Here is a 14,608-nt window from a genome sequence, read left to right on the forward strand (position 1 = left end):
ACCGGGTGGGAGAATGTCGTGGCAGCGCCGCATCAGAACTGGCCGGGCGGCAGCTTGAAGATGTCGGGGCTCTTGGCGTCGGCCACGTAGAACAGCAGCAGGCTGGTCGGCGTCAGCACTCGCTGGTTGTTGTCCTTGTTCTCGAACGTGCCCTGGAGAAGCAAAATGACCGAGCGGTCCTTGGCGTCGCTGCCGCGGAACATCACGATGCCGCCGTTGACGGGCATGTTGACCGCGATGGAGTCGGGCTTGAAGCCCTCGCTGAGGAAATGGGCGCGCAGGATGTTGGCGTTGGAGAACAGCTTCTCCGGCGTGATCGCCGCGTCGGTGCCCTTCGACCAGACCGCGCCGACCTGGATCAGAGACTTCGACTTGTAGCCGAACACGTAGGAGAGCTCCGCGGTGCCGCCGTTCGGCAGCAGCTCGGGCGCCGAATAGAGCAGGCTGTGCGTCAGCTCGGATGCATTGTCCTGCGCCCTGACGGCGTCGGGCTTCGCGCCGAAATCCTTGGCTATCGCCGCGCGCACGTCGACCTCGTTCATCCCAAATTTGGCCGAGCGGAAGCCGTCGATCGCCTTGGAGTCGATCGCCTTGGACTTGTCGTCCGGGGCCGCTGTCTCGGCCGCGGCCGCCGACGTCGCGCCGGCAGCGACCGGCGTCCCGGCTGCTGCGGGAGCCGCACCGGCGGCGGCTCTCGGTGCCGTCGCAGCTTTCTGCTTTGGCACGGCGCCCTGGGCCGCAAGGGGGCCCGCTGCAACGGAGGTGAGCAGGCCGACGAGGGCCGGAACGAGATAGATCTTGCGCATCGAAAACCTTCGAAAAAAATTTGAAACAACGCTTCAAAAATCAGCAGCTACGAAATCGGCCTCCCCGAACCGTCATCACGACCGAGACGGAAAATGTTGCAACGCCGCAGTGCGTTACAAGGTGTCACGGAGGAGGCAAGGTTCGAACAGCGACTCTTTGGCGGCGTAGGAATACGGTATCGGGCTGCCAAACGCTGCGAATGAGCAGTCACAAACGCAATTTTTCATCAATTGTGGATGCCGGCCGTTCGCGCTAAGCATCGGCTTGGGGCAAAGCATCATGCAAAGACTTTCATGACCGAACGGCCTTCCGCGCTCGCGGTCGATCGCCGCGGGTTCATTCGCCTTGCGGGCACAACCGCCGCAGGATGGCTGGCGCTCGGCGCAACATCTGATCGCGTGAGGATCGTGGCATCGCTGACGGCGTTGCCGCTCGACGACGAACTGACCAGAAGGAGCATGATCGACAGCCCGACCTCCCGCCTGGGTGGCCTCATCGTGGGCTTGAGGCAGCGAGGCTGGGTCGAAGGCGTCAATTTCCGCCTCGAACTCCGTTCGACCTTCGGCGCGCCGGACAGACTGAAAACCGCGGTCCAGGAATTGCTGGCGCTCAAGCCGGATGTGATCCTGACCGGCTCGACGGTCGAAACCGCAGCAGTCCTGGCGGCCACCAAAACCATCCCGATCGTGTTCGCGACCGCCAACGATCCCGTCGGCAACGGCTTCGTCGAAAGCCTCGCCCATCCCGGCGGCAACGTGACCGGCTTCACCAACAGCAGCGCCGAGATGGGCGGCAAATGGCTTCAGCTCATCCGGGAGGCGGTACCGGATCTTGCGCGCGTCGGTATCTTGTACAACCCGGCGACCACGCCTCGCGGCGGCCGCTTCTTCCTCGATTCCATCGAGCAAGAGGCAGCACTGGCCGGCGTGTCTGTGGTCCCCGCCCCCGTCAGCGCGCCAACCGAGATCGACGAAGCCGTCAGGCCCTTCTCCGAACCGCCCAAGGCGGCGATGATTGCGCTGGTCGACAGCTTCCTGGTGGTCCACCGGCAGGCTGCGGTGGCCGCGGCGGCCAAATATCGCGTGCCCACGATTTACCCGTTCTATTATTTCATGGATGCGGGCGGCCTGATGAGCTACGGGCCGACGCTCGAAGTGCGCTCGGCTGACTATGTCGATCTCATCCTGCGCGGCACCAAGGCCGGCGATCTGCCGGTGCAATCGCCGCGGAAATACGAACTCCTGATCAACCGCACGGTCGCCCGCACGCTGGATTTGACCATACCATTCACGCTGCTCGCGCGCGCCGACGAGATCCGCGAGTGAACGAGACGATCGACCGGGGAGATTTGCGGCCACCTCCCGGCCGGCTGTTCCGCAAATACCTCTACTCGATCGTCGCGCTCGCTTTCGCCGCGCTCGCCATCAACACCGGCTTCGACGTCTGGTTCTCCTATCGCGAGCAGAAGCAACTACTGGCGGCGACCCAGCGCGAGCAGGCAGCAAGCGCCGCCATCCAGATCGGCCAGTTCATTGGCCAGATCGAAAACCAGATCAGATGGCTCTCGCGCCTGCCCCCGGAACTGTCCACGAACGAGGACCAGCGGCTGAACGCCATCCGCCTCCTGCGCCTCTCGCCGGCGATCGCGGAAATCGCCGAGCTCGACGCCCAAGGCCGCGAGCAGGTGCGCGTGTCGCGCCGTGTCGCGGACAGGATCGGCAGCAAGGCCGACCTCTCCGCTTCGCAGGCCTTCCGCGGCGCCAATGAAAGCCGCGCCTATTACGGGCCGGTCTACTTCCTCGGCGACACCGAGCCGTTCATGACGCTCGCGACGCGCGGAACCGGCCTGACGCCGGATGTGATTGTCGCCGAGGTCAATCTTCGCTTCATCTGGGACCTCGTCGCCGGGATCCGGGTCGGCAACACCGGCAAGGCCTATGTGGTCGATCGGATGGGGTTGTTGATCGCGCATCCCGATTTGTGGCCGGCACTGCGTCGCAGCGATCTCTCCGGCCATGCCGACGTCCGCGCCGCGCTCGATGGCGTCGGGCCGCCCTCCGGCGGCCTGGTCAAGGAGGATCTGTCCGGTCAACGCGTGCTGTCGACCTATGCGACGGTCCCCTCGCTGGGCTGGTTGGTGTTCGTCGAGCTGCCGCTCACCGAAGCCTATGCGCCGATCTACGGGTCGATCGGACGCTCGACTTTTCTCCTGGTCATCCTGCTGGCATGCGCGGTGCTGGTCTCTCTCTTTCTGAGCCGGCGCATGACCGTGCCGATCCAGATCCTGACGCAGGGCGCGCGGCGGATCGGCAGCGGCGACCTCGGCCTGCGGCTCGCGATCAAGACCGGTGACGAGCTGGAGGCGCTCGGCGATCAGTTCAACCGGATGGCCGCTCACTTGCGCGAATCCTATGCGACGCTCGAGCGCAAGGTGATCGAGCGCACCTCCGAACTGGAAAAGACCCGTGACCAGGCCCTTGCCGAGCACGATGCCGCCGAGCGCGCGCGCAGCGCGGCGGTCGCGGCCAACGAGACCAAATCGCGCTTTCTCGCGGTCGTCAGCCACGAGCTGCGCACGCCGCTGAACGGCGTCATGGGGGTGCTGCAACTGCTCGACGACGGCAGCCTCGGCGAAGCGCAGCGGCGCCACCTCACGACCGCGGCCGCGTCGGGCGAAACGTTGATCGCGCTGGTCGACGGCATCCTCGAATATGCGCGCCTGGAGGCCAGCGCCGAGACTCTGGAGACCCGCGATTTCCGCCTCGACCAGCTCGTCGAAACGGCAGCCGATCTGATGCGTCCGCAGGCCTCTCACAAGGGTCTCGCCTTCGATCTGGCCTGCGATGCGACGATCAATACCTCCGTGCACGGCGATCCGGTGCGTCTCAATCGCATTCTGCTCAATCTGATCGGCAACGCGATCAAGTTCACCCCGCGCGGCGGCATCGGCTTGAGCGCGGCCGCCGAGGCACATGACCATCATGTGCTGCTGCGCATCACCGTTCGCGATACCGGCATCGGCATCGCGCCCGACATGCACGAGCGGATCTTCGAGGATTTCGTCCAGGCCGACGACAGCATCGCGCGGCGGTTTGGCGGCACCGGCCTGGGCCTCGCGATCGCGCGGCGCCTCACCCGCCTGATGCGCGGCGAGTTGACGGTGGCGAGCACGCCGGGTACGGGCAGCTCGTTCATGCTTGAGATACCGCTTGGCCTCGCCGCGAACGGCATCGTGCAAGGCGCAGTTCAGCCGCCATCGCGGCAGCTTCGCGTGCTGCTCGTCGACGACGACCCCGTCAATTGCGAGGTCGGCGAAGCGATGTTGAAGAGGCTCGGCTACCACGCCACCATCGCCACGAACGGCGCGTCGGCCATCGCTCACGCGCGCGATCAGGCATTCGACATCATCCTGATGGATCTGCACATGCCCGACATGGACGGCGTCGAGGCGGCATCGCGGATCCGAACGCTCGGTCTGCCGACCATGCCGCGCATCATCGCGGTAACCGCCGACATGTCGCGCCGCGCCCGCGAGCGGCTCGCGGGGGCAGGCATTGCCAGGATCGTCAGCAAGCCGATCCTGATCAACGCGCTGCGCGAGGCGATCGAGGACGATGCCCAGAACCAGCCCGCCGCGGCGCAGCTCGCGGCAGGCGCTTTGATCGACCGGCATTTCCTCGATGACCAGAAGGAGCTGCTCGGCGCGGCGCAGGTCGCAAAACTCCACGACCTGCTGGAAGAGACGAGCGAAAAGCTGATCGAGGACATCACTAGGGCTGCGGCGACTGGCGATCCCGCGCAGCTCGCGCGATCCGCACACCAACTCGGTAGCGGCGCGAGTGCGCTCGGCCTCGTCCGCCTGTTCGAGCGCAGCCGCGAGGTCGAGCTGGCAGCAGCCTCGATGTCCTCGCCCGAATCCCAGAGCGCCGCCCGCGAGCTCGCCGTGCTTCGAGAGGCCTCGATGAGCGCGCTGGACGATCTGCTCCGGCCGGCGGAGCAGCGTACGATCAGCTAGATGCGCTCGAGTTCTTCATTTTGGACCCGAAGAAATATCTGGCGGAGCCCTATCAGTCCAGATCAAGGCAGGCGCCTTGCATCAGACTGCCGGCGCGACCTTTTCCGCACTCGACTGCACCGGCTTTGTCGCCTCCAACTCTCCCCCCCTCATGGTTTTTCGATACCAGTACGGAATCGTGACGCCAAAGAGCGCACCGATTGAGGCGCTGAGCAGGCACGGTATCAACAGCAGGTGCTGTACTGTTGGCTGGTTCACGCTCAACCAGTGCATCACGAGAAAGCCTGAAAAGCCCATGAGTACAGCCAGCCCGGCGCTCTCCGCCCACCTGAGCCACCACGGTTCGTGATCCGCTTCGATTGTATCGTCACACGCAAAAGCCAATGCTATTGAAAGCACGGTGGGTAGCAGCAGCCATTTGGCCTGGGCCACGAACGGCAGGACCGGATGAACGGCATCGACTGGAAAATGCGCCCGGAGCAGATAGAAGCAAAACGAAATCGGCAGCGTTATCGTGAGGGTACATGCGCCGGAGATCAGATAAGACAGAGTAGGCCTTTCCCTGACGCAACGATAATCGGCAAAGTTCCACAGCTGCTTCGGTGCGAGGGCACACACCGCCGCGATTGACTGATTGACCGCCACAAGCATCCCAATGCCTAATGCCCTGCCCAAATCGCCGCCGGCCAGGGAAATCGTCACTATGACGAACAGCGCAACGACCCCGGCGAAGTCCAAGCTCAGCAGATTTAACGGCAGGCGGATCAGAGACGGCCGTTGTATGGAAAAGCCAATCCTTGCAAACTGGTGAGCGACTTCGCTGTCGCTATTGCAACTGTACAGGAGCACTCTGGCAAGCATCAACCGAATGTCCTCGTAGGCTTCGAGTGCATAAGAACGAAACTGGTCAACCGGCTCCGCCGCTGGCTCAAGCTGACGCTGAGCGATCTGACTTGTGAGAGTGAAAAACGCCACGGACTGAGCGAAGAAGCTGCTCATCTTCTTCTCGAAAGTAGCTCGCTCTTCGGGAAAGTCGGCGGAATAAGCAGTCCAACCGGGCAGATTGCTCAAGGCAACGTAGAGCGCCAGACATCGCGTAAACCGAAAGCGCACGCTATCCAACGTGAAATCGGGCTGCAGCTGCGCGGCCAGAGAGTCGGGCAGAAGCGTGCTGTTAGCGATATAAAACTTGGTGTCTGCGACCAATCTTTCAGAAATCGTAAGCTGCGTCATGTTGATCCGCTGCGCCCAGCGAACAGCTCCAAGCGGGATCGCGCCCATACGGTGAAAAAAACGCAGCATGGCATCGTCAATATCCCGCAGAACAGGAACCGATGGCAGCAACGTCGTTAGGATAAGCGCGGCCACAAGTGGCGCATCAAGGCTCTTCAATCCTTCAGGAATGGGGCTTGGCGAGTACAGGAGACCAAGCAATTCCGGCTTGTGGGCAAGGGTCCAGCTCAAGAACATCAGAAGCCCGATGCACGATATGATATACGTCACGTAGCTGCTGTAATATTGAAAGCGGGTCGTCTCTGACCTGAGCGTCCTGGGCGTGGCAAAACGATGACCGGCGTAAAAGGCCGTCAACACTCCCGCCACAAGGTGCGCGGCGTCGAGGTGGATTGTTGTGAAAAACTGATCGATCATAGCGTGCCTCCAAAACAATAAGGCATCTGCAATCGGCTGAATCCATTCGCACAGCCGCACTACGCGTTACATTGCCAGAAACACTGACAAGCGGTTGTGAACCAGCTCACAATGCTCGCGACGTTTGGTCTCGGACGGACTCTCGCAAACCCTCGGCTTCGTCGCCCTCCCGGCCAAACCGCTCAACCAGAAAATCAATGAACAGCCGCACTTTCACCGAAAGATGCCGGGTCGGCGGATAGACCGCATAGAGCGCGAGCGGCGGCGCGGAATAATCGTTCAGCACCGTTCGCAGTTCGCCTTTCCTCAAGGCATCGGCGGCGATGAACTCCGGGAGCAGCGCGAGCCCCCTGCCCTTGATCGCGACGTCGCGCAGCACTTCGGCATTGTTGACGCAGAGCGACCAGGCCGGCTGAATCCAGTGATCGCCGTCGGTGCCGGTGAGCTTCCACTGATTGCCCGTCAGCAGGAAGCCGTAGGTCAGCGAGGCGTGGCCGCGCAGATCCTGCGGATGTTTCGGTGTGCCGTGACGTGCGAGATAATCAGGTGAAGCGCAGATCATGCGCGCCACCGGCATGATTTTTCGCGCGATCAAACTCGATGATTCCAATTCCGCGATCCGCAAGGTCACGTCAAAACCGTCCTGGACGGGATCGAGCAGATCGTCGCTGAGCACGAGCTGGAGCTGCAGCTCCGGATATCGCGCCATGAAATCGGCGAGCACCGGCCCGAGCCGCAGGGTACCGAACGACATCGGCGCGTTGACGCGCAACAGGCCGCGCGGCGCCGACTGGGCTTGCGCTACGGCCTGGTCGGCCGCCTCGATCTCCGACAGGATCACGACCGCGCGCTCGAAATAGCGCTGGCCGTTCTCGGTCGGGCTCGCATGGCGCGTGGTCCGGTTCAGGAGTTGCACGCCGAGGCTTTCTTCGAGGTCGGCGATGTATTTGCTGATCGCCGAGCGTGACAGCCGCAACTGCCGGCCCGCCTCGGCAAAACTGCCGCTTTCGACCACCTTTACGAAGGCCCGGAGGCTGGCGACCTTATCCATGGGCTGGCGCCGGCGATTGTTTCCAAATCGTAGACATAGACGTCATATTTGCATGGATTGTCTCCAATCCAAAGCGGAACGATATTTCGGGTCAGAGCAAGACCGCTCCCCGAGCTTTGGAGGACGACAATGTCTGGACTGCACCACGTGACCGCGATCGCCGGCGACCCGATCAGGAATTTTGGCTTCTACACCCGGGATCTCGGCCTGCGCTTCGTCAAGAAGACGGTCAATTTCGACGATCCCGGCACCTATCACTTCTACTATGGCGACGAGACCGGCCGCCCCGGCACCATCCTGACCTTCTTTCCCTGGGCCGGTGTGCCAGCCGGGCGGCGCGGCGTCGGCGAGACCCACCAGACCGCCTTCCGCGTGCCGCAACGCTCGCTCGGCTATTGGACGCAGCGCTTCGTCGAGAAGGGCATCGCCTACGAGGCGCTGGAGAAGCGCTTTGGCGAGTCCGTGCTGCCGTTCACAGACCCTGATGGCATGGCACTCGCGCTGGTCGGCATTCCCGGTGCCGAGAGCGAGCCCGGCTGGAGCAATGGCGACGTGCCGGCCGAGCATGCGATCCGCGGCTTCCACGGGGTGACCTTGCTGCTCGACAGCGCGGCGAAGACGGCGGCCGTCCTCACCGACGTGTTCGGCTTCAAGGAGACGGCGCGCGAAGGCTCCGTGATCCGCTTCAAGGCACCGGGCGATGTCGAAGGCCGCGTCGTCGACATCTACGAGGCCAAGGGCTTTTTGCGCGGGCACCAAGGTGGCGGCTCCGTGCATCACATCGCCTTCCGCGCGGCCGATGACGCCGAGCAGGGCAAGATGGCGCGAAGGCTCGTGAGCGATCACGGCCTGCACCCGACCGAGCAGCGGGACCGCAACTACTTCCGCTCGATCTACTTTCGCGAGCCTGGCGGCGTGCTGTTCGAGATCGCGACCGACATCCCCGGCTTCGCGGTCGACGAGCCCGTCGAGACGCTGGGACGCGACCTGAAGCTGCCGAGCTTCCTCGAAGCGCAGCGCAAGCAGATCGAAGGTGTTCTGCCGAATTTGGAAGAGAGGGTGTCGTGACCGAGAGTTCATTCATCCATCGTTTGGAGCCCGCGACCGGCGCGGGCTCCCCTCCGCTCCTGCTGCTGCACGGCACCGGTGGCGACGAGAACGATCTGCTCGGGCTTGGCAAGATGGTCTCGCCCGGCTCGGCCCTGCTCTCGCCGCGCGGCCGCGTGCTCGAGCATGGCATGCCCCGTTTCTTCCGCCGCCTGGCCGAAGGCGTGTTCGACGAGGACGACGTGCGCCGCCGCGCGCACGAACTCGGCGGCTTCGTCGCGGAGGCGCGGCAGCGATATGGCCTCGCCGCGCCGGTCGCGGTCGGCTTCTCCAACGGCGCCAACATCGCAGCCGCGCTGTTGCTGCTGGAGCCGGACGTGCTGGCAGGCGCGATCCTGCTCCGCGCCATGGTGCCGCTGTCGGATCCGCCGAAGGCTGAGCTCGGCGGCAAGCCCGTCCTGCTTCTGTCAGGGCAGGCTGATCCGATCGTTCCGGCGAGCAATTCCGCGAAGCTAGCCTCGTTGTTGTCGGGAGCCGGAGCGCGGGTCGAACACAAGGTGTTGCCGGCGGGCCATCAATTGTCGCAAGCGGACGTGACGCTCGCCCGCGACTGGATCGGCAAACTCACCGTCGAAGTCGCCTGATCCGGAAAAAGCGGCGCATCGTTTTCGAACGGTGCGCCGCGGCTTCATTCGAACCAGCCGCGCCGCTTGAACCAGATCAGCGGCAGCACGCCGCTGGCAATGATGGCAAGCCACGCCAGCGGATAGCCGAACGTCCAGTCCAGCTCCGGCATGTGCTTGAAGTTCATGCCCCAGATTCCGACCATGATCGTGGGCGGCACGCCGACGACCGAGACGATCGTCAGGATCTTGAACAGCTCGTTCTGCTGGATGTTGATGAAGCCGAGCACGGCATCGAGCAGAAGCTGGATCTTGTCCGACAATCGCGTCTCGTAGTCGCCGAGCGAAACGACGTCCTTCGAGACGGCCTCGAGGCGCTTCTTCGACGCGGGCGTGATCCATTCACCCCCGACATCGCCGGCAAACGAGGCGACGCGGCCGACGCCAAGCAGGACATCGCGCGCCTTGGCGAGCCGATCGGCCAACTCACCGATGTTCTCCAGCGCCTCGCGCATCCTGCGGCTGGAGCGAACCGGCCGCTTCGAGCGAACGAGCCCGCCCTTGAACACGCCCCGCGAGAGCCTGTCGACCTTTGCGCCGAGATGCTCAAGGACATCGGCGCCGCGGTCGACCATGGCCTCGACCAGGCTGGTGAACACGCACATGCCGTTCTCCAGGCTGTCATCGGAACCGATACGCTTGCCGATATCGTCGAAGATCGGCAGCTGCGCGAAGCGCACCGTCACCAGCACGCGCGGGCCGATGACGAATCCCACCGGCGTGATCTCGGCCTCGTTGTCCTCGTTAAGCCGGACCGCCGGCGAGCTGAGATAGAGCGTGCCGTTGTCGAGGATCAGGCGGCTCGACGCTTCGATCTCGCTGAGCGAATCCTCGGACGGAACGCGTATCCCGAGCAATCGTTCGACGAACTGCTTTTCTTCTGCGGTCGCGTCCAAAAGATCAGCCCAGATGATCTCGGACGGCATCTGCGCGCCGATCTTCTGCCAGTCGTCGGACGGCCACCTGTACAGCTTGAGCAAGGAACCGAACTCCGTACGTCGTCACGCCGGATGGTTCATTGGGCTGCCATCCACCGGGCTAACGTCTGACGGTTCCAAACGTTCAGTGCCTTTGCCGCGCGGACCCGAGCTGAAGAGCTGGCCGCGATCGCCAACTGAAATCTACGCAAGGACCGCTCAAGCCGCCACGTTGGCGAGGAAGCGATCCACCGACGAGCGCAGCTGTGCCGCCTGGCTGGACAGATCGTGGGCGGTTGCCAGAACCATGTCGGCGGAACGGTTGGCATTATCCGTAGCTTCGGCCGTTCCGGCAATGCTTCGGGCAACCTGGGCCGTACCGGTGGCGGCCTGACCGATACTTCTCGAGATCTCTCCCGCCGCCGCATTCTGCTGACTGACAGCCGCGGCGATCCGGCCTGTGAAACTGTCGATGTCGCCAATGATCAAGGCGATCGCTCCAACGTTGTCGACTGCCTGCCGTGTCGCCAACTGCACCTCGTTGATTTGCGACGAAATCTCCTCGGTTGCCTTCGCAGTCTGGGTTGCAAGCGCCTTGACCTCCGACGCGACGACGGCAAAGCCCCGACCCGCCTCGCCGGCCCGCGCGGCCTCGATGGTGGCGTTGAGCGCAAGCAGGTTGGTCTGCCCGGCAATGGTCCGGATGAAACCGACCACTTCGTCGATCTGCTGTGCCGCGCTTGCAAGCCTGCCGATGGTCTGGTTGGCGGACTCCGCCATACCGGAGGCGCGCTGGACGATTGTGGAGGCGTCGGCCAGCTGAGAGCTAATGGCCTGCACGGATTGACCGAGTTCGCTCGCGGCGCTCGCAACGGTCTGGACGTTGCTGGACGTTTGCTTGGCAGTCGAAGCCGCCTCGCTCGAACGTGTGCCAGCGACGCGCGCCGTCTCGGCCAGGTTCTGCGCCGTGTCCGTCAACTCCCCGGTCATGCGGTCGGTGTGGCTGAGCACGGAGCTGAAGGCGGCGCGGAACGCATCGATCTCGGCCTCCACACGTTGCCGGCGGCCGATCTGCGCGGCGCTGCTCTGATCTTTGGCGGCGATCAAGGCCAAGTCCTCATCGGCGCGGGCTTTCAGGCTGGATTGCATCACGGCCAGAGACTTCAGGAGCCGACCAAGCTCGTCGCGACGACGGACGGATATATCGTCCATGAAGTTGCCGGCTGCCACGCGTTCAGCGATCCGGACTGCGGCCGAAATCGGCCGGCTCATCGAGTAAGTGAAGGCGAGCGCGATGACGAGTCCGATCAGCGCCGTCCCGACCGCCACTGACACCATCGTGGTGCGGGCCGAATTGACCGCTGCTTCCGCCTCCGTGCGATATTCATAGCCGTAAGCCGCGACAAGCTCGACGAGATCGTCGATCGACGTCATCAACCGGTCGCCCTGTTGCGCGAGCAGGAAGCTGGTCGGAATCTCCGTTGTACCGCCGGCGGACGACTTGAGAATCTTCAGCGCGCCGCTGGACCACTCCTTGAGCTGGCCCTCGACCTTCTCGCGGACATTCGTGACATTCGGCGATGAGGTGCGTTCGCGCACGACTTTCAGATCTTCGAAGCTGCTGCGCACCAGATCCTCGAACTTCTTGACCTGTTCGCCCGAGCTGCCCGCGAGCAGGTTTCGCTGGAGCACGAGGCGGGCCTCATGCAGCGCCGCGTGGGCGGCCCGCGCATGGTTGATCCCCATCAGCGGCCCGTCATAGAGACGGATCACCAGATCGCCGGAATTGCCGATGGCGCGTATGCCGTAGAACGCGATCCCGCAGGCCAGCAGGATCACGACACTGAAGGCACCGAATATCTTGTAGCGTATCGACATCATCAATCTCCGGCGCCACGTGGTCGTTAGTCAGTTACCTTCACCATCATCTTCATGCGCGGATGGATGGCGCAGATCACCAGGACCTCGCCGGCATCCTTGAAGCTGACGTCCGTCGAGGTACCGGGCGCCTGCGATCCGAGGTTGAATTCGTTGCCTTTGCTGGCCGACATGATGTTGTGGGGCACCGTGTCGTCGTTCAAAAACGTGACGGCAGCGCCCTTCTTGACCGAGATGTTCTCGGCTGAGAAGACGCGCCCCTGCTGGTGGATGACTTCGGTGGCCGCATAAGCGCCTACCGAAAGCCCGCTGACGATGACGCAAGTGAACAGAGCAAGTGCACGCATGGGGTATCCTTTTAAATTTAGCGCGGCAGGACCGGCACGGCCGTCGGGGCGAGTTCGCTGGTCAATGTCTTGAGGAACGCAACGAGATCGGCCTTCTCCTGCGCTGTCAGTTCGAGAGGGCGCATGAGATCCGAGCGGCTAGGTCGATCGATACCCGCGTGATCGTAGTGCTCGATGACCTCTTCGAGCGTTGCGAGCGAGCCGTCGTGCATGAAGGGGCTGCGGCGGCTGATCTCGCGAAGGCCCGGGGTTTTGAAGGCGTGCTTCATCTTGATGACACCGGGAAGGTACTCGCCACGGCCGACGTCGCTGCTCGGCAGCCCGATATCCTGAAAACCTTCATTGGTGAAGTTCCAGCCTTCGTGACACGCTGCGCACTGCGCCTTGCCGTTGAACACGGCAAAGCCCCGCTTGGCATCTTCCGAGATCGCCTTCTCGTCGCCCTCGATCCAGCCGTCGAACGGCGCCCGTTCGGAGACGACGGTACGCTCATAGGTCGCGATCGCCTGGCCCAGCGTCTTGGCCTTGATTCCCTCGCCCGGGAAGGCGGCCTCGAACATCGGCTTATATTCGGGAATGCCGGAAAGCCGCTGCATGAGCTCGTCGAGCTTCATGTTCATTTCGCCGGGGGACTGGATCGGGCCGAGCGCCTGCTCCTCCAGTGTCGGAAGACGGCCATCCCACATGAAGATGGCGCTCCAGGCCGCGTTGACGATGGTCGGTGAATGACGCCCGAGCTTCGCCATGCCGTGGCCGACGCCGACCGCCAGCCCGTCGCCCCAGCCGAACCCGGGGCTGTGGCAGCTCGCGCAGGACTGCGCCGATGTCACCGAGAGGCGGGTGTCGAAATACAGCTTCTTGCCGAGCGCGGCTTTCTCGGGCGTGTACGGATTTTCTTTCGGGAACGGGATTGTCGAGGGTCTGCGATACAGGGCCTTGAGGGCGTCGAGCCCGCCCGGCGCCTTCTGTGTGATCTCGACCTTGCGGCTTTCACCGATGACGGCTGCGCCGAAACCGATCGTGCTGAAGCCGATAGCGCCAATACCGGCCGATGCGACTGCGGCGGCGAAGATGGTATAACGTGAGGAGCCGAACATCGGCATGCAATGTCCCTCGAGAGGGTGTCATTCGCGACACTGGAAAACCTTCGAGGCAATGCACCGCCCTTCTGGCGTGATGAAAATAGAGGCAGATCGTTAAAATAAAATGTTGGCGCCAGCAGATCGGCATGTATTTTCGGCAAACCAGCAAATACAAATTGCAGGAAAAAGCGGCAACAACCGTCATGATACCGAAGTTGCAGGGTGGGCCGTCTGAGTTGGAATCATGTCAATACGGAGTATTTAGCCTTTCCCGGTGCGTGCGCCTCCGCACGCGTGAACCGGGAAGCAGTGGCAATTGAATTGCGGCGCAAGAGCAATCCGCGGCCAAGAATGGATAGCCGGACGACTTGGCGATCATGCTTGAGCAGCGATCCTGTTCAGGGCTCGACTTGGTACAGGGTGCCAGAGACCGCGGCTCGACATGCCTGCCGATGGTACAGTCGAAATTGTCTTCACGTGCCGGAACGCTTCGCCGTAATCGCAAGGCGCACCAGCTCGGCGGGATTTTTCGCGCCGACCTTCTGCATGATATTGACCCGATGGCTCTCGATGGTGCGTGGGCTCAGATCCATGCGGTCTGCGATCTCCTTGGTCGACCTCCCGCCGATCAGCTCGGACAGAACTTCCCGCTCGCGAACCGTGAGCGGCGGCCGTCCGGGGAAATGAAACACAGGCCCCGAGCTCCTGGACTCCCCAGGTTTCAGAGCTGCCGCAACCCGCGCAACGAGGTCGTTGCCCCGAAATGGCTTCTCGATGAAATCAAAGGCGCCCTGCTTGATCGCGCGGACAGCCGTTACGACGTCGCTGCAACCGGACACCATGATGATGGGCCGATCAAAACCTCGGTTCCGGAGTTCCCCCAGTATTTCCAACCCCGAAGTGTCATTCAGAACGACGTCGACGAGGACGCAAGAAGGATTGGAATCGAGGCACAACGAAATGAATGACTTCGGATCGCTGCAGCCGATCACATCGAACCCCGCCCTGGTAAGCACGAGCGAGACCGTCTGGCAGACCGTGGGTTCGTCATCCAGCACCAGAACAGGTCCGGCAGGCACTTGAACGGAAGGACTACCCGTACAATTACGTCTCGCGCGATTCATATGCTGT

At 63.0% G+C, this 14,608-nt stretch carries 12 protein-coding genes; 4 read left to right on the forward strand and 8 right to left on the reverse strand.

What is annotated here, in order from left to right; all coding sequences use genetic code 11:
• Positions 1-32: 32 nt before the first annotated feature.
• A complete protein-coding gene (locus tag IVB40_RS23900) occupies positions 33-806 on the reverse strand; it encodes a hypothetical protein (RefSeq protein ID WP_247816524.1) in 774 nt (257 codons plus the stop codon).
• A 294-nt stretch (positions 807-1,100) separates the two neighbouring features.
• Between IVB40_RS23900 and IVB40_RS23905 the strand changes: the two genes are divergently transcribed.
• Entirely contained in the window at positions 1,101-2,132 is a 1,032-nt protein-coding gene (locus IVB40_RS23905) for an ABC transporter substrate-binding protein (RefSeq protein ID WP_027569223.1), read from the forward strand.
• On the forward strand, positions 2,129-4,822 hold the full coding sequence (locus IVB40_RS23910) for a hybrid sensor histidine kinase/response regulator (RefSeq protein ID WP_247816525.1): 2,694 nt from the start codon (positions 2,129-2,131) through the stop codon (positions 4,820-4,822). The genes IVB40_RS23905 and IVB40_RS23910 overlap by 4 nt, the downstream gene beginning before the upstream one ends.
• 81 nt (positions 4,823-4,903) lie before the next feature.
• On the opposite strand, the gene IVB40_RS23915 is transcribed toward IVB40_RS23910, so the two are convergent.
• Entirely contained in the window at positions 4,904-6,472 is a 1,569-nt protein-coding gene (locus IVB40_RS23915) for a hypothetical protein (protein WP_247816526.1), read from the reverse strand.
• Positions 6,473-6,578: 106 nt separating this feature from the next.
• Positions 6,579-7,523, reverse strand: coding sequence for a LysR family transcriptional regulator (locus tag IVB40_RS23920; RefSeq protein ID WP_247816527.1), 945 nt, complete (start codon positions 7,521-7,523; stop codon positions 6,579-6,581).
• Between the two features lie 129 nt (positions 7,524-7,652).
• On the opposite strand from IVB40_RS23920, the gene IVB40_RS23925 reads away from it, so the two are divergent.
• Entirely contained in the window at positions 7,653-8,591 is a 939-nt protein-coding gene (locus IVB40_RS23925; protein ID WP_247816528.1) for a ring-cleaving dioxygenase, read from the forward strand.
• Positions 8,588-9,214, forward strand: coding sequence for an alpha/beta hydrolase (locus IVB40_RS23930; protein WP_247816529.1), 627 nt, complete (start codon positions 8,588-8,590; stop codon positions 9,212-9,214). Before IVB40_RS23925 ends, IVB40_RS23930 begins: the two co-directional genes overlap by 4 nt.
• Before the next feature lie 44 nt (positions 9,215-9,258).
• On the opposite strand, the gene IVB40_RS23935 is transcribed toward IVB40_RS23930, so the two are convergent.
• The 5 genes from IVB40_RS23935 to IVB40_RS23955 all read right to left on the reverse strand — a co-directional run bounded on the left by IVB40_RS23935 (position 9,259) and on the right by IVB40_RS23955 (position 14,535).
• On the reverse strand, positions 9,259-10,233 hold the full coding sequence (locus IVB40_RS23935) for a magnesium transporter CorA family protein (protein ID WP_247359771.1): 975 nt from the start codon (positions 10,231-10,233) through the stop codon (positions 9,259-9,261).
• Positions 10,234-10,389: 156 nt separating this feature from the next.
• Entirely contained in the window at positions 10,390-12,009 is a 1,620-nt protein-coding gene (locus tag IVB40_RS23940) for a methyl-accepting chemotaxis protein (protein WP_247816530.1), read from the reverse strand.
• 65 nt (positions 12,010-12,074) lie between these two features.
• Positions 12,075-12,395: a plastocyanin/azurin family copper-binding protein gene (locus tag IVB40_RS23945; protein ID WP_027569212.1), complete on the reverse strand. Its 321-nt coding sequence runs from the start codon at positions 12,393-12,395 to the stop codon at positions 12,075-12,077.
• Positions 12,396-12,412: 17 nt separating this feature from the next.
• On the reverse strand, positions 12,413-13,498 hold the full coding sequence (locus IVB40_RS23950; RefSeq protein ID WP_247288959.1) for a cytochrome c peroxidase: 1,086 nt from the start codon (positions 13,496-13,498) through the stop codon (positions 12,413-12,415).
• A gap of 452 nt (positions 13,499-13,950) precedes the next feature.
• Positions 13,951-14,535, reverse strand: a complete 585-nt coding sequence (locus tag IVB40_RS23955; protein ID WP_247816531.1) for a response regulator — start codon at positions 14,533-14,535, stop codon at positions 13,951-13,953.
• Positions 14,536-14,608: the final 73 nt, after the last annotated feature.

It is taken from the genome of Bradyrhizobium sp. 40, from assembly GCF_023100925.1.
Classification (GTDB): domain Bacteria; phylum Pseudomonadota; class Alphaproteobacteria; order Rhizobiales; family Xanthobacteraceae; genus Bradyrhizobium.

What these genes read in the sequence shown, in the direction of transcription:
- IVB40_RS23945 (WP_027569212.1), bottom strand. Translation starts at nt 12,395, where the DNA reads ATGCGTGCACTTGCTCTGTTCACTTGCGTCATCGTCAGCGGGCTTTCG.
- IVB40_RS23915 (WP_247816526.1), bottom strand. Translation starts at nt 6,472, where the DNA reads ATGATCGATCAGTTTTTCACAACAATCCACCTCGACGCCGCGCACCTT.
- IVB40_RS23950 (WP_247288959.1), bottom strand. Translation starts at nt 13,498, where the DNA reads ATGCCGATGTTCGGCTCCTCACGTTATACCATCTTCGCCGCCGCAGTC.
- IVB40_RS23920 (WP_247816527.1), bottom strand. Translation starts at nt 7,523, where the DNA reads ATGGATAAGGTCGCCAGCCTCCGGGCCTTCGTAAAGGTGGTCGAAAGC.
- IVB40_RS23905 (WP_027569223.1), top strand. Translation starts at nt 1,101, where the DNA reads ATGACCGAACGGCCTTCCGCGCTCGCGGTCGATCGCCGCGGGTTCATT.
- IVB40_RS23925 (WP_247816528.1), top strand. Translation starts at nt 7,653, where the DNA reads ATGTCTGGACTGCACCACGTGACCGCGATCGCCGGCGACCCGATCAGG.
- IVB40_RS23900 (WP_247816524.1), bottom strand. Translation starts at nt 806, where the DNA reads ATGCGCAAGATCTATCTCGTTCCGGCCCTCGTCGGCCTGCTCACCTCC.